Below are 13469 nucleotides of genomic sequence, written 5' to 3'. Positions count from 1 at the left end.
CGCTCAGAATTTTTTGCACCCGTCGCCGCGGTCGGCGCTCTCCGGCGGAGTCGAGCGCGAGCGATAGTGTCATGGTGCGTCCGCGACGTGCATCGAAGCGATGAGACGGGACGCGGACCTTATCGAACGCCTCCAGCAGTTCGGTCTCTCGGAGACGGAGGCGAGCGTCTACCTCGCCGTCGTCCACCGCGGTGAAGCGACTCCCAGCACCGTCGCGTCGGACACGGGCGTGTCGACGAGTTACGTCTACCAACTCGCGGACCGACTGGCGGACGCGGGGTTCGTGAGCGTCGACGACCACCGCTCGCCGACGCGGATTCGAGCGCATCCGCCCGCGGAGTCGCTGCGGGACCGGCTAGAGACGATGCAGCAGACGATGTCGGAGGTAACAGAGCGGTACGAACGGCCCCCGGAGGACCACGACGCGCTCGAAGTCGTCCGGTCCCGTCAGACCCTCCGAAAGCGGATTCGCACCCTCGTCGAACGCGCGGAGTCGGAACTGTTTCTGGCCGTCCCGGTCGAACTCCTCTCGGAGTTGGCCGACCCGCTTCGCGATGCGGTCGAAAGGGGCGTCCTCGTGTTGCTCGCCGCGGCCGGCGACCTCGCGGACATCGAACAAGACGCCTCGTCCCTGGCGACGGCCGTCCGGTCGTGGGTCCGCGGCACGACGGTGTACGTCTACGCCGACCAGACCCGCGGCGTCATCTCGCCGTCCGCGCTCCTCGGGTGGGAACACGGCGACGCCGAGGCTATCGGCTTCGCCAATCGGTCGGTCGCCGTCGCCGTCGAAGCCGCCTTCCTCGGGACGGTCTGGCCCGCCTCCGAGGAGGTGTCGCTTCGGGACCCCTTACCCCTTCCGGCGACCTACGGCGGGTTCAGACGGTCCGTCTACGATGCCACCCGCCGCCTCCGAGACGGCGAGAGCGTCGCCGTCGAAGCGCAGGTCAAGTCCGCCGACGGCCGAAGTCGGAGTCGGCGGTCCGTCGAAGACGTCCGTGGCCGTCTCGTCGAGACGAGACAGAGCCTCGTCGACCCTCGGAACGTCGAGTTCGGCATGGAGAACACGCTGGTCGTGGAGACCGACGACGGCCGCGTGACCGTCGGGGGTACCGGCGGATTTCTGGAGGATTACGAGGCCGTCTCCGTAACGCTCGCTCGCGGCGAGCGCTGAGGGGCGTCCCGAACCGCGAAGTGCCCATCGCGGTCGAGAACGCTCAGTCAGTGGAATTCGGTCCGTCGCTCCTCAGGCGGCGGATTTGGATCGGTCTGAATACGATAGTCGTCGTTGACCGTAACCTCACTGCTATCAACGTCGCTGACAAGGTGAACGGTGGCTGGCCACCTTCGACACGCCTCTGTGCGATGAATGAAGAGTATTCACATATCGACGCTTCAGAGCGCGGAGATACAGCGACCGAACTCTGCGACGAACAATGGACAAGCAACGAACAGCATCCCAACTGGATGCCGAACACGAACTCGATAGCTGTCAATGCCGAATTTGAATCAGATAGAAGTCATATAGTCCGATTCGTACGAACAAATACGTTGTCGTAAAGGGTAGATAGTTACAAACAAGATATTATGAGAATAAAATTGGGCTGAATAGGAATATAAATATGTATTTGGATTTGAGTGGATATAATAACGCAGATTAGCGCTCATTCTTTGATAGTACATTTGCGCTTTCCTTGTAATGCCTATAGAAACGTGATACAGATTGATGGAGCGTTACAAGTATATGATCGTAACGCCGTGGTCGTTAGTTGAGAAATTGTATCGATACCGAACGAGTGTTCGGTAGAGCAGATCAGGAGTAGGTCCCGCGGATACCGATGATACGGGCGGCTTGCTTTACCTTCTCGGGAATCTCCCGGCGGTACCACTCGCCGTTCATCCGTGTCGTGGGACCCGAAACGCTGATCGCACCGAGGACGCCGTGTCGGTCCGAGATTATCGGAGCTCCGACGGCGCGCATCCCGGTAATCCGTTCCTCGTCGTTGAACGCGTGTCCCTGTTCGCGGATGCGATCCAACTCTTCTAAGAGGTCGTCTCGGTCCGTGATGGTCTCCGGCGTCAGTGCGGCGAGGTCGCCGACGAGAATAGCCTCGCGTCGTTCCTCCTCGCAGAAGGCGAGGTAGGACTTGCCCACGGCCGTCGTGTGAAGGTCCACGAAGTTCCCGATGTGGGAGTCGGTCTGCACCGCGTGATCGGTCCGGACTTGATAGATGTACACCCCGCGGCCGTTCTCTTCGATCATCACCTGTCCGCGCTCGCCGATAGCGTCAACTAAGTCGTCCATCTCGCCCTTCGCGGCGTGATAGAGGGCGTGTCGCCGGCGCGCGTGGTCTCCGAGATTGAGGAACTTGAGGCTCAGCGCGTACCCATCATCCGTCTCAGCGACGTAACCCAACTTGACCAACGTGCGGACGTGGTTGTACGCCGTACTCTTCGAGACACCGAGTTCGTTGGCGATATCGGAGACGCCCGCAGTCACCGAATCTCGGAGGTATTCAACGATACCGAACGACGTTTCGGTAGCGCCGATTGTCGCGGTCCGTCGGGGTTCGCTGGGTGCCATGATGTCTCATGGCGCGGCGCACATAATAACGGTTCGGTATTTGTTCGTCTCTGGAGAACATACGTTCTGCATTAATGCAATCGAAGCGCATCCACCGTCTCCGAGACGGGGGCGTCAGCGACAGACGACAAAGCATCAAGCGCCTCGTCGGCGGCGTCGTCGCCGAGTCCGTAAGCGAGGAGCGCTCGGTTCCGTTCGCGAAGGTCCGCTGTGGAGAGTGGGTCCCGGTAGTCCCCGCGAGGGTGCGGCCTGCGCCCCGTCCTCGTCTCGCCGGCGTCCGTCGTGACGACGACGCGCGCACCCCACGACCCGGGGAACGCTCGTTCGAACTCGTCGTCCTCGTGGAGCCGGACTCGCTCGGTCAGCGACTGAACGGCGTCGTCGGCCAGGCTCTCGCTCTCGAAGTGTTCGAGCGATACCTCGCCGTCTGCTACCCATCGTGCGAGTGCGTACGGCGTCGAGAACTTCGCGGCGGTGAGCGTCTCGGGTCGCGTGTGGCCCATGTCCACGCCGTTCCGATACGTGTGCACGTCGATCCGCGTCACGTCGTCGGGTGTCAAGTCGTCCACTCCTGCCTCGCGGAGAGCGTCCAGCGGTGCGTGCGTGTACCGACAGGAGGGGTACGGTTTGTGGTAGCGCTCTCCGATCCACCACTCCGTACCCAACGACTCGAACAGTCCGTCGAACTCGCCCTCTGCCAAGAGGTCGGCGAACGGATCGTACACCTCGCTGACGGCCGCGGCTGACCCGCGAAGGCCGGCAGCGGTCAGTGTCGCCGCGGAGACGCCCGCCTGCGCGGAGAACCCCGCGGTGAAGTTCCGCGCCGGCGCGCCCTCGGCGTACGGGTCGTGCATCGAGACGACGGCAAGGTTCGCGGCAACGCGGAACGTCTCCCGAAGTGTATCGGCGTCCGCGCCGGCGCAGACAGCCGCGGTGAACGCTGGTCCGACCGTCGTCCACGTCGAGTGCGGGTCGCGGAGTAACCACGGGACGGCGTCGTTCAACCGCGCCTTCATAGCGAATATCGCGTATTCCAGTCGGGTACAGAGTTCGTAGGAACGGACGCACGCGTCGACGAACGTCGCGCCGTCCACGTCGTTCGCCTCGGCGACGCCGACGGCCCCGGCGACGACGCTCGCCCCGACGTGGCCGCCTCGGTTGTGACCCTCCTCTATCTCCTGCGTGATGGCCGCAGCGGTGTTACACAACGCGGCTGATGCCGGGTCGACGCGTCTGTCGGTACCGAGCACCGACGCGTTCCCGCCGGCGAAGGCGGCGTCTCGGAGAACGTCGGCGTGCTGTTCGGCCGCCGCGCCAGCCACGGCCGCCGCGAGGACGTCCGCGACGACGTGACTTCCGGCCTCTCGAACCTCGGGTGGTACGGACGTAGTCGAGAAGTCGTAGACCGCACGTTCCCAGTCTCGAACGGGTGTTGTCGGAATCATTGTTTATGACGTGTGTGTCGAAATCGGTTGCAATCGGAATTTATCGAACTGGCGGTGTCGGAGAATATCGGGTCACCACTCACCCCCGCGCGAGCGTGCAAATGACGCGTGGGGGAGCCGGTTCGCGCGCCGCGGTCCACAGTTCGTCCGCTCGGCGTTCGCCGACGACGGGACGGACGAGCGAATCGAACTTCTCGCGGAGTTCGGTCTCGGTGAACGGGTCGTGCTCGCCGCCGCGAGCCGCGGCGACTTCGCGCGTGTGCTCCGCCCCTGATGCGAGGGTGATCCGAACTCGCGCGCCGCGCTTCTCCGGCACCCGTGCGGCGATATCCGGCGCGACCGACACCGAGACGCGCCGCGCCAACTCGCGCGTCCGGTCGGTCAACGCGTTCTCGTCGAAGGCCGCTTTGTCGGTTCGGCCGTTCACCAGCGCGGTTGCGACGGCGAACGGGAGCGAGAATTTCGCCTGAAGTGCGTTCTCGGGGTCGGTGGCCGAGAGCGACGCGGCAGCGTCGTACGTCTCCACGCTAACGGATTCGACGTCGGCGGCGTCGAACCCATCGGCTTCGATGAGTTCCGTGACGGCGTCCAACGCGGGGTGAGTGTAGCGACAGGCGGCGTGTATCTTGAAATAGCCGCTATCGAGTTCCCAACGGTCGCCGAGGCCGTCCGAGAACGCCTCGGGGTCGATTTCGTTTCCAGCGACCCGTTCGAGATGTCGGCGGACACCCTCTCGAAGTCCCGTGAAGCCGGCGCGGGTTTGGTCGGCGGCGACGAGGCTGGCGAGGTTGCTCATCCCCGCGTACCCGTTTCTGACGGTCGCTCCCTCCGTCGCCGCCTCGAAGCGCGTGTGCTGCGCGTAGTTTGCGGCGATTCGCATGGCGTCGAGCGTTGTCTCGGCGTTGTACTCGCGGAGACGGGCGAGACCCGCGGCAGCGCCGACAGCGCCCCAGACGCCGTGCGGGTGATATCCCTCTGCCAGCGGTGTCACCGCCCGCGCGACGCGAACGGCCGCCTCGTAGCCGGCGACGAAAGCCGTCGTCGTCTCCGCGCCCGACCGAAACGACCGCTCGCCGTCCGCGAGCAGGGCCGGCAGGACGTGGATGGCGGGGTGACCCGCGGCGTAGCGGTGTCCTTCGTCCAGTTCGAGCACGGTTCCCGCCGTCGCGTTCAGAAAGGCCGCCCGGTGCGGTGTCGAGCGACGTTCCGGGGTCCCGAGGACCGTCGCGTCGCCGCCGCGTTCGAGCGTCCAGTCGGCGACGAGTGAAGCGACGGCCGGGTCGGAGACGCCGCCGAGGATAGCCGCCACCGTGTCGGCGACGACGAGCGTCGCGCGGTCTCTCACCCGCGACGGGATATCGTCGTGCTCCAGACCCGAGACGAATTCGGCGAGCGTTTCCTCGTGCATCTCACACCCCCAGGTAGGCTTCGATGACGGAGTCGTCTTCGAGGAGGGCGGTCCCCGTCGCGCTCATCGTTATCCGACCGTTTTCCATCACGTAACCGCGGTCAGCGAGTCGGAGCGTTTGCTGGACGTTCTGTTCGACCATCAGCACTGTGATTCCCTGCTCGTGAACCTCGCGAACCACGTCGAACACCTCCTCGACCAGTTGCGGGGCGAGACCGATAGACGGTTCATCGAGGATGAGCAGGTCGGGTTCGCCCATCAGGGCGCGAGCCAGCGTGAGCATCTGCTGCTCGCCGCCGGACATCGTCCCCGCGCGCTGGTTCTTCCGCTCTTCGAGACGCGGGAACAACTCGTACATCTCCGTGAGGTTCTCCTCGCGGTTCGATATCGCCGTCTTCGTCTGCGCGCCCAAGAGCAGGTTGTCGGCGACGGTCATGTCGGTGAACAGGTCGCGGTCCTCCGGCACCTGCACGATGCCACGGCGGACGATGTCGTGCGGCGGTTCGTCGTCGATGGATTCGCCGCGGAACGTTATCGACCCCGCAGTCGGGGAGAGGATACCGCAGATAGTCCGCATCGTCGTCGTCTTTCCGGCGCCGTTCGACCCGATGAGCGCAACGATTTCACCCTCATCGACCCGAAGGTCGACGCCGTGGAGTATCTCTATCTGGTCGTAACCGGCACGGACCGAGTCGAGTTCAAGCATCGAATCCGGTCCCCCCGACGTACGCTTCGATGACAGCCTCGTTCTCGACGACCGTCTTTGGACGGCCGAAGGCGATGCTGCGGCCGTTGTCGAGCACCTTCACGTAGTCCGAAATTTTCATTATCGCTTTCATATCGTGTTCGATGACGAGCAGGCTCGTCCCCCGTTCGCGGAGGCGGCGGAACAGCCCTAACATCTCCTCGGACTCCGAGGGGGTCAAGCCCGCCATGATTTCGTCCAACAGCAGGACGGTCGGTCGAGTGGCGACGGCGCGCGCGAGTTCGAGCCGCTTCTGCGCGCCGACGGTGAGTTCTCCCGCCTCTTCGTCGGCCCGATCGGCGAGGCCGACGAACGCCAACTGTTCCATCGCTATCTCGCGCGCCTCGCTGCGGCGCCGCGTGTGGATGTGCGCGCCGACCATCGCGTTCTCCACGACGGTGAGTTCTTCGAGCGGCCGGGTTATCTGGAACGTCCGTGCGAGTCCGCGGCGCGCTATCTGGTGGGCCTGCAGGTCGGTTATCTCCTGGCCGTCGAGGTAGATTCGGCCCTCGCTCGGCGGGAACGTTCCGCTGATACAGTTAAACAGCGTCGTCTTGCCGGCGCCGTTCGGCCCGATGAGACCGACGATTTCGCCCCTATGGACCGTCATGTCGACGTCTTCGAGGGCGCGGAGACCGGCGAACTGCTTGCCGACGCCGTCGGCTTCGAGCACCGGGTCACCGGCGCGTTCACCGGTCTCACCTTCGGTCGGCTCCCGCGACGTCTCCGAGTCTGCAGCCATTATTCCTCACCTCCGGACCCGCGCACGCGGCGGTAGAGCGCGCGCCCGCGCTCCGGCCAACTCACGACGCCCCGCGGCGAGTAAATGACGATAACGATGAGGAACGCGCCGTAGATGACCCGGTCGAGACCGTTGATGCCGGTGAACGATGTCCGCGCGATTTCGCTCATCGGCGTCACGATGAACGAGCCGATGATAGGGCCGACGACGGTTCCCGGTCCCCCGACGACAGCCGGCAGGAGCAGTTCGACGTTTTTGAACAGTGCGAAGACGGTGTCCGGCCGGATGGTGTTGAAGTACATCGACCAATACGCGCCACCGAGAGCGGTGAAGAAGGCGCTGATCGCGATGCCGAGCAGCTTATACCGGAACGCGGGCACGCCGACGCTCGACGCCGCGCGTTCGTCCTCGCGGATGGCGAAGAAGTACAACCCTATCCACGAGTTCTTCACCGCCCACGAGACGACGGTCACGACGAGGAGGAATCCCAAGATGAGGTAGTAGTACGGCAGGTCGCTCTCGAACTGGAAGGCGAGTAACCCGTAGGCCGCGTCGTAGTCCCGCGGAAACGGTTTGAAGTAGCCGTTCGCCCCGTGGAGTTCGCTCATGTTCACGATGACGAACCGAACGAGTTCGGCGAACGCGAGCGTCGCCAGCGCGAAGTAGTGACCGCGGAGGTTGAACCGAAACGACAGGAAGCCGATGAGTAGGCCGTAGAGAGCGGCGACGCCGCCGCCGACGAACATGCCGAACCACGGGTTGATGGCGTAGTCGACGACCAGTGCCTGCGTGGCGTACGCGCCGATACCGAAGAAGGCGGCGTGGCCGAACGAGAACTGCCCCGTGTAGCCGGACATGATGTTCCACGCCTGCGCGGTGTACGCGTAGATGAGCGTGAGGATCAGGACTTTGAGGCTCAGCGCCGCCGCCAGTTCCATCCCGGCGACGTCTATCTCGATGATGTACGGCAGCGCCGCGAGTAGTCCGAACCCGACCGCGCCCTTGAGAACCGGGGCGTCCTCTCGCTCGTCGAACGAGCGATAGCCGTCGCGGACGGTGTCGAGACTGCTCACGCGCCGGCACCTCCGAACAGGCCTTCGGGTTTGACGAGAAGCGTCCCGATAAACAGCAGGAAGATGAGCACCTGCGCGGTGGTACCGGGCAGGTAATAGCCGCCGAACACCTGAATCAGTCCGATGATGAGACCGCCGACGAACGCGCCGGGGAACGACCCGAGACCCCCGAGGATGACGATGACGAACGCGTTGATGAGATACGTCTCGCCCGTGAACGGGTCGAAACGCTGGAACAGCGCGATTGATCCCCCGGCGATGCCGGCGAGGGCGGCGCCGATACCGAACGTGAGGTAGTTAATTCGTGGAACGTTGATTCCGACATAGCGCGCACCCTCCCGGTTGTTCGCAGTGCCGCGGATGCGTCTACCGAGGTCGGTGCGGTTCAGAAGCGCCCGCACAGCGAGCATCGTTCCGAGGGCGATGAGAAGCGCGTAGAGTTGCCCGCGCGGGACGAACACTCCGCCCAGTTCGATGGACCCCAGCGACAGCGACACCTGTTGTGGGTCCGGCGAGAACAAGATCTCGATCCCCGATTGGACGATGAACAGGACGCCCAACGTGGCGATGAGTTGGTTCTGTTGCGGCGCTTCGATGATGGGTTCGACCGTGAGCACGTGGACCACCACTCCGAGGACGAACAGCACGACGGCGGCCAACGGGATGCCCAAAAACGGGCTCAGACCGACAGTGGTCGAGGCGAGCCACACCGTATACATCCCGACGACGAGGAAGGCGCCGTGGGCGAAGTTGATGACGTCCATCACGCCGAATATCATCGTCAGACCGAGGGCGGTCAGCGCGTAGACGCCCCCGAGCAGGAGACCGAACACGAGCAGTTGCAGGAGCACGGCCTCCATGTTGACGACGTCTATGACGAACTGTACGAACGGATCGACGAACCGGCCGAGTCCTCCCCCTTGAAGCGGGAGCGACAGGGCCACAGAGGATACTAGTCGCATGTGAGTGGCTTACGCTCGCTAATCGTTGTCAGGTGCCATAAAGGGTGTCGTTCGGGGGATCGATCCGCGCCGTGGACGGAACTCAGAGTTGAGGTTGCGCTTCCGCGTACTCCTGGGGGTAGACCACCTTCACCGAGAGGTCCTGCACTTGGTTGACCGGGGCGAGGGCGTTCTCGTTCTCGCCGGTGTCATTGAACGAGATGGGACCCATCGCCGAGATGTGGTCCTCGTACCGCAGTTCTTTGAGCGCACCGTTGATATCGTCGGGGTCGACGCTCGCGGCGTTCTCGATGGCCTGGATGATGACCTCCCCGGCCGTGTACGCCATGCCGACGGAGGCCGAAAACTCCTGGTCGTAGTTGTCGGTGAACTGCGAGCGGACCTCGGCCGTCTTGTCGATAGTCGGGTTCAGCGCGTAGTTGTTGTCCATCACGCCGTTGGCGAAGTCGCCGATGTCGCGCACAGATCTGTCGTCGGTGAACGTCGCCGACGCACAGGCCGAGAGATACGACGGCCGGTAGCTCTGATCCTGCATCGCCTGCGCGAGCAACACGCCGCCGTTGACGTACGTCGTGGCGATGACGGTGTCGGGGTCGGCGCTCCGAAGCCGCGAAACCTGCGTGTTCGCGTTCGAAGCGCCGAACTCCAGCGCCGTCTCTGCTACGATCTCGACGTTCTGCTGGGGGAGGAACTCGCGAAGCGAGTCGCGGATGGCCTGCCCGTAGCTGTTGTTGATGTAGAACAGTCCAGCCGTCTCGACGGTGCCGCCGTTGTCACGGATGACCGTCGGCACGAGATCAGCGTAGTCGGAGGCGAGGCGTCGCGCCGGCGGTTGAGGTCGGTAGATGTAGTCGAAGCCCCGCCCTTCGAGGATGTTGTCGGCTGCCGCGATGGAGATGACGAACGGCACACCCTGTCGTTCTGCCACCTGCGTCGCCGCCGTCGTGACCGGTGAGGAGTAACAGCCGGTCAGGACGTGCGCGCCCTCGCTGAGCAGTTCCTCACTCACCTGCCCGCCCAGTTCCTGCGCACCTTGGTTATCTCCCTCGATGACCTTCACCTGCGCTCCGCCGAGTGACTCGATACCTCCCTCCTCGTTCTTCCGCATCGCGGCGAGTTTGATCGCGTTGCTCATCCCGACGCCCGTCGCGGCGAGACTGCCCGAGAGCGGGTGGTTCGAACCGATGACGACCTCGTCGACGGACGATTGGGAAGACCCGGTGGTGGTCCCCTCCGTCTGCGTGGACTCGCCGGTCGTGTCTCCGCCGCCGGACTCGGATGGAGTCGATTCACCGCCGGAGTCCGCGTCGTCGGACGCGCACCCGGCGAGTCCGAGCGTGAGCGCTGTTGCTCCGGCCGCTTTGATAAATCGTCGCCGTTGGCTGCTGAAAGGTGACTTGGTAGTCTTCCCCATGCTAATCAATATCGTGTTGGAGTTAGTGCGTAATAAGTACTTGCTCTCGTGAACGTGTTCGCGGCGACGGAGGAGTCGAACCGCTCGCGCCTCCGCTTTCTACCGAAGCGACTCGCGCGCGTGGATTCCCGCCAGTCGCCCGTACCCTAACGCCGTCGTCAGACCGTTCCCGGAGAGGTAGCCGCCAGCCCCGTGACCGCTGATGCCGCAGGCCGTCCCGCCACCGGCGTAGAGGTTCCCGACGGCGCTTCCGTCCGTCCGCAGCACTCGAGCGTATTCGTCGACGACCAGTCCACCCTGCGTGTGGAACAGCGCCCCCGTCACTTTCGCCCCGTAGAACGGCGGTTCGAGGACTGCGACGCCGTCCGTCCGTCCAACCTCGTCGGGTTCATCCGCCCGGGCGGCCTCGTTGTATCGCTCGACCGCCGCCGCCGTGGCGTCGGCGTCGCACCCGAGCGTGGAGGCCAGCGACTCGACGGAGTCTGCCGAGGCGTACGTCCCCGCATCGATGGCGGCGTCGAAGTCCTCGAACGACCCACGGAGTCGCTCGAAGATACGCTCGTCGAACAGTTCGTAACCGATGCCGCCGGGTTGCTTCAGCACGTCGATGGCGAACTCGCTGTATCCGGCTGACTCGTCGCCGAACCGTTTGCCCGCCTCGTTGACGAGGACGCCGCCGTTCATCACGACGGCGTACGTCGACAGCATCCCAGTTCCGCTCGCGACAGTCGCGTGCCCCTGGTAGGCGTCCATACAGGCGAGTTCGCCGCCGAGTTCCGCCCCCCACCGCACCCCGTCGCCGGTGTTACCGTCTGCGCCGAAGTACAGCGCCTGTTCGACGTCTGCCTCGCAGTAGTCGGTCACCATCTCCCGATTGCCCGCGAACCCGTCCGTGGCGAGTATCACCCGCTCGGCCCGTATCGCCTCGTCGCGACGTGCGCCGGCGACGACGCCGCGAACTGCGCCGTCCGCGGCGACGAGGCGCGTCACGGGCGCGTTCGTCAGCAGTTCGACGTTCGGTGTCGCCTCCACTCGCGCGACGAGTTCCTCCACCAAGTTCGCGCCGTTGCGCCCGTCGGGCGCGTGCATCCGGTACTCCGAGTGCTTCGGGTATTTGAAGTCGTCCACGAGGTGCAGCGTCACGTCCCAGTCGTCGACCAACCAGTGGATGAGTTCGACTGCCTCCTCGCAGAGATATCGCACGCGCTCTTCGTCGGCCTCGTAGTGGTTCTTCTCCAGAATATCGCGGGCCATATCCACAGGTGCCTCCTCGATGCCGGCCTCCTGCTGCAGTCGCGTCCCTGCGGCGGGGACCATCCCCGTTGATAACGACGTGTTGCCGCCGCACTCCGGGGACTTCTCCAGCACCGTCACCTGCAGGTCCGACGCCTCCGAGGCGGCGAGGGCGGCGACCAGTCCCGTCCCACCGCCGCCGGCGACGAGGACGTCCGTCTCCACGTCCCACGTCACCTCGTCGGCGGCGATGACTTCCGGAGTCTCACCTCCCGGTGTCCGCGTTGCTAAGTCGTCCATGAGCCGTGCTAGTCAACACCTGTCGTAAACCTACCGTTGTCGGCGAGCGAGGCAACGAGTTCGGGATGCCGCGCGCCGTGCCGTCAGCACCGATAGAGCAGTATATGTGCGTGGCCATCACACGTGAGACATGCGCACGCCGAGAGCGGTAGTCGAGGAGTTCTTCGAGCGGATGGCGGACGACCGCCGGGAGACGGTCGGCGAACTGTTCGCCGAGGATGCGGTGATCACGGTTCCCGGTGGGAGGTTCGAAGGGCCGGACGCGCCGTCGGAGTTCCTGTCGTTCCTCGCACCCCGGTACGCGCGGGCGGCAAAGAAGTTCGACCGCTGGATAGAGGCGGGGCCGCACGTCGTCAGTCTCGGAACGCTGTACGGCGTCGACAACGACGGCGAGGAATTTTCGGGCGTCCGGTACGCGGACGTGTACGAGATTCGGGACGGAGAGATACAGCGGCTCGATATCTGGAACGACCTCGCCGCCGACGGTGTCGTCCCCGTCCGTTCGGATGCGACGGAGAAGAGTCCATGAGCGACCGAACGGCGGTTCTGTTCGCACTCCGGGACGACCCGTCGCTCGTCGTTCGCGCGGAGGACCTCGGCTACGAGTCTGTCTGGGCCGCCGAGGGGCAAGGGAAGACGGCGTTCGGAAAGTTGGAGCGGTGGGCCGTCCATACGGATTCAGTGGGACTGGCGACGGGCATCGTCAACGTGTTCGGCCGGACGCCGGCGACGCTGGCGGCCGCCGCAGCAACGCTCGACGAGCACTCGGACGGCCGCGCGATTCTCGGCCTCGGCGTCGCCCACCCCGGCGTCGTCGAGACGTTCCACGGCCTCCCGTTCGAGCGACCGCTTCTCCGATTACACGAGTACGTCGAACTCGTCCGACGCTATCTGTGCGGCGATGCCTCCTCATTCGAGGGGGAGTTCTATAGCCCCGAACGAACGAGTTTCTGGGACGCCTTCGAACCAGTCCGCGAGGAGATTCCGATATACAACGGGGCGCTCGGTCCGTCGAACGTCCGCCTCACCGGGCAGGTCGCGGACGGATGGGTGCCTAACCTCTACCCGAGTGACCGGTTCGAGGAGGCGAAATCGTGGCTCCGAACCGGCGCCGAACGGGCCGGGCGGAACGTCTCGGATGTCGACGTCGCGATGTACGTCCTCACTTCGGTCCACGAAGACCCCACGGTCGCCCGCCGTGCCGCGGCGGAGCACGTCGCCTCCTACTTGCGAGACGTCCCCGGCTACTACGGTCGGGTCGCGGCGGAAGCCGGCCTCGAAGACGACGTGACCGCGGTGTGCGATGCGCCGACGGCGGAGGCGGGAACCAAGGAGGTTTCCGACGCGTTCCTCGACCGAGTCGCCATCGTCGGAACGCCCGCCGCGGCTCGCGACTCGCTCGAAGCGATCCGCGAGATGGGTGTCGACCTCCCCGTGGTCCGCGCACCGGGCGGTGTCGACGCCGCGTGGATAGAGCGGACGCTAGAGACGTTCGCCCCCTGACCTGTCCGCACGCCACGTTCACCCGTGCCGTACTTTTATGCTACCTGCCAACGGATCCCTATC

The 13469-nt window shown here is 64.7% G+C and carries 12 protein-coding genes; 3 read left to right on the top strand and 9 right to left on the bottom strand.

The features are described 5' to 3' along the window. Nucleotides 1-100 precede the first annotated feature (100 nt). Entirely contained in the window at nt 101-1171 is a 1071-nt protein-coding gene (locus tag C474_RS15400) for a TrmB family transcriptional regulator (protein WP_008388432.1), read from the top strand. A 639-nt stretch (nt 1172-1810) separates the two neighbouring features. On the opposite strand, the gene C474_RS15395 is transcribed toward C474_RS15400, so the two are convergent. From C474_RS15395 to C474_RS15355, 9 genes are all read right to left on the bottom strand, one after another. Next, the gene (locus tag C474_RS15395) at nt 1811-2581 is read right to left on the bottom strand and encodes an IclR family transcriptional regulator (protein WP_008388431.1); all 771 of its coding nucleotides are present in this window, start codon (nt 2579-2581) and stop codon (nt 1811-1813) included. A 71-nt stretch (nt 2582-2652) separates the two neighbouring features. After that, entirely contained in the window at nt 2653-4026 is a 1374-nt protein-coding gene (locus tag C474_RS15390; protein ID WP_008388429.1) for an MmgE/PrpD family protein, read from the bottom strand. A 79-nt stretch (nt 4027-4105) separates the two neighbouring features. Continuing rightward, on the bottom strand, nt 4106-5434 hold the full coding sequence (locus C474_RS15385) for an MmgE/PrpD family protein (RefSeq protein WP_008388427.1): 1329 nt from the start codon (nt 5432-5434) through the stop codon (nt 4106-4108). A 1-nt stretch (nt 5435) separates the two neighbouring features. Continuing rightward, a complete protein-coding gene (locus C474_RS15380) occupies nt 5436-6140 on the bottom strand; it encodes an ABC transporter ATP-binding protein (protein WP_008388426.1) in 705 nt (234 codons plus the stop codon). Continuing rightward, nucleotides 6133-6921 carry an ABC transporter ATP-binding protein gene (locus C474_RS15375; protein ID WP_008388424.1) on the bottom strand — a complete coding sequence of 263 codons (789 nt, stop codon included), beginning with the start codon at nt 6919-6921 and terminating at the stop codon, nt 6133-6135. The genes C474_RS15380 and C474_RS15375 overlap by 8 nt, the downstream gene beginning before the upstream one ends. Continuing rightward, complete coding sequence (locus C474_RS15370) at nt 6921-7994, bottom strand: branched-chain amino acid ABC transporter permease (protein WP_008388423.1); 1074 nt, start codon at nt 7992-7994, stop codon at nt 6921-6923. The genes C474_RS15375 and C474_RS15370 overlap by 1 nt, the downstream gene beginning before the upstream one ends. Further along, the gene (locus C474_RS15365; protein WP_049917078.1) at nt 7991-8956 is read right to left on the bottom strand and encodes an ABC transporter permease subunit; all 966 of its coding nucleotides are present in this window, start codon (nt 8954-8956) and stop codon (nt 7991-7993) included. Before C474_RS15365 ends, C474_RS15370 begins: the two co-directional genes overlap by 4 nt. 82 nt (nt 8957-9038) lie before the next feature. Further along, entirely contained in the window at nt 9039-10370 is a 1332-nt protein-coding gene (locus C474_RS15360; RefSeq protein WP_008388421.1) for an ABC transporter substrate-binding protein, read from the bottom strand. A gap of 99 nt (nt 10371-10469) precedes the next feature. Continuing rightward, the gene (locus tag C474_RS15355; RefSeq protein ID WP_008388420.1) at nt 10470-11903 is read right to left on the bottom strand and encodes an FAD-dependent oxidoreductase; all 1434 of its coding nucleotides are present in this window, start codon (nt 11901-11903) and stop codon (nt 10470-10472) included. A gap of 130 nt (nt 11904-12033) precedes the next feature. Between C474_RS15355 and C474_RS15350 the strand changes: the two genes are divergently transcribed. After that, a complete protein-coding gene (locus tag C474_RS15350; protein WP_008388419.1) occupies nt 12034-12432 on the top strand; it encodes a nuclear transport factor 2 family protein in 399 nt (132 codons plus the stop codon). Continuing rightward, nucleotides 12429-13406 carry an LLM class flavin-dependent oxidoreductase gene (locus C474_RS15345; protein ID WP_008388418.1) on the top strand — a complete coding sequence of 326 codons (978 nt, stop codon included), beginning with the start codon at nt 12429-12431 and terminating at the stop codon, nt 13404-13406. Before C474_RS15350 ends, C474_RS15345 begins: the two co-directional genes overlap by 4 nt. Nucleotides 13407-13469 lie beyond the last annotated feature (63 nt).

The sequence above is a fragment of the Halogeometricum pallidum JCM 14848 genome (assembly GCF_000337095.1).
In the GTDB taxonomy this organism is placed as follows: Archaea; Halobacteriota; Halobacteria; order Halobacteriales; family Haloferacaceae; genus Halogeometricum; species Halogeometricum pallidum.
This window is presented reverse-complemented; position numbering and strand designations above follow the sequence as displayed.

What these genes read in the sequence shown, in the direction of transcription:
- C474_RS15400 (WP_008388432.1), top strand. Translation starts at nt 101, where the DNA reads ATGAGACGGGACGCGGACCTTATCGAACGCCTCCAGCAGTTCGGTCTC.
- C474_RS15395 (WP_008388431.1), bottom strand. Translation starts at nt 2,581, where the DNA reads ATGGCACCCAGCGAACCCCGACGGACCGCGACAATCGGCGCTACCGAA.
- C474_RS15390 (WP_008388429.1), bottom strand. Translation starts at nt 4,026, where the DNA reads ATGATTCCGACAACACCCGTTCGAGACTGGGAACGTGCGGTCTACGAC.
- C474_RS15385 (WP_008388427.1), bottom strand. Translation starts at nt 5,434, where the DNA reads ATGCACGAGGAAACGCTCGCCGAATTCGTCTCGGGTCTGGAGCACGAC.
- C474_RS15380 (WP_008388426.1), bottom strand. Translation starts at nt 6,140, where the DNA reads ATGCTTGAACTCGACTCGGTCCGTGCCGGTTACGACCAGATAGAGATA.
- C474_RS15375 (WP_008388424.1), bottom strand. Translation starts at nt 6,921, where the DNA reads ATGGCTGCAGACTCGGAGACGTCGCGGGAGCCGACCGAAGGTGAGACC.
- C474_RS15365 (WP_049917078.1), bottom strand. Translation starts at nt 8,956, where the DNA reads ATGCGACTAGTATCCTCTGTGGCCCTGTCGCTCCCGCTTCAAGGGGGA.
- C474_RS15360 (WP_008388421.1), bottom strand. Translation starts at nt 10,370, where the DNA reads ATGGGGAAGACTACCAAGTCACCTTTCAGCAGCCAACGGCGACGATTT.
- C474_RS15355 (WP_008388420.1), bottom strand. Translation starts at nt 11,903, where the DNA reads ATGGACGACTTAGCAACGCGGACACCGGGAGGTGAGACTCCGGAAGTC.
- C474_RS15350 (WP_008388419.1), top strand. Translation starts at nt 12,034, where the DNA reads ATGCGCACGCCGAGAGCGGTAGTCGAGGAGTTCTTCGAGCGGATGGCG.
- C474_RS15345 (WP_008388418.1), top strand. Translation starts at nt 12,429, where the DNA reads ATGAGCGACCGAACGGCGGTTCTGTTCGCACTCCGGGACGACCCGTCG.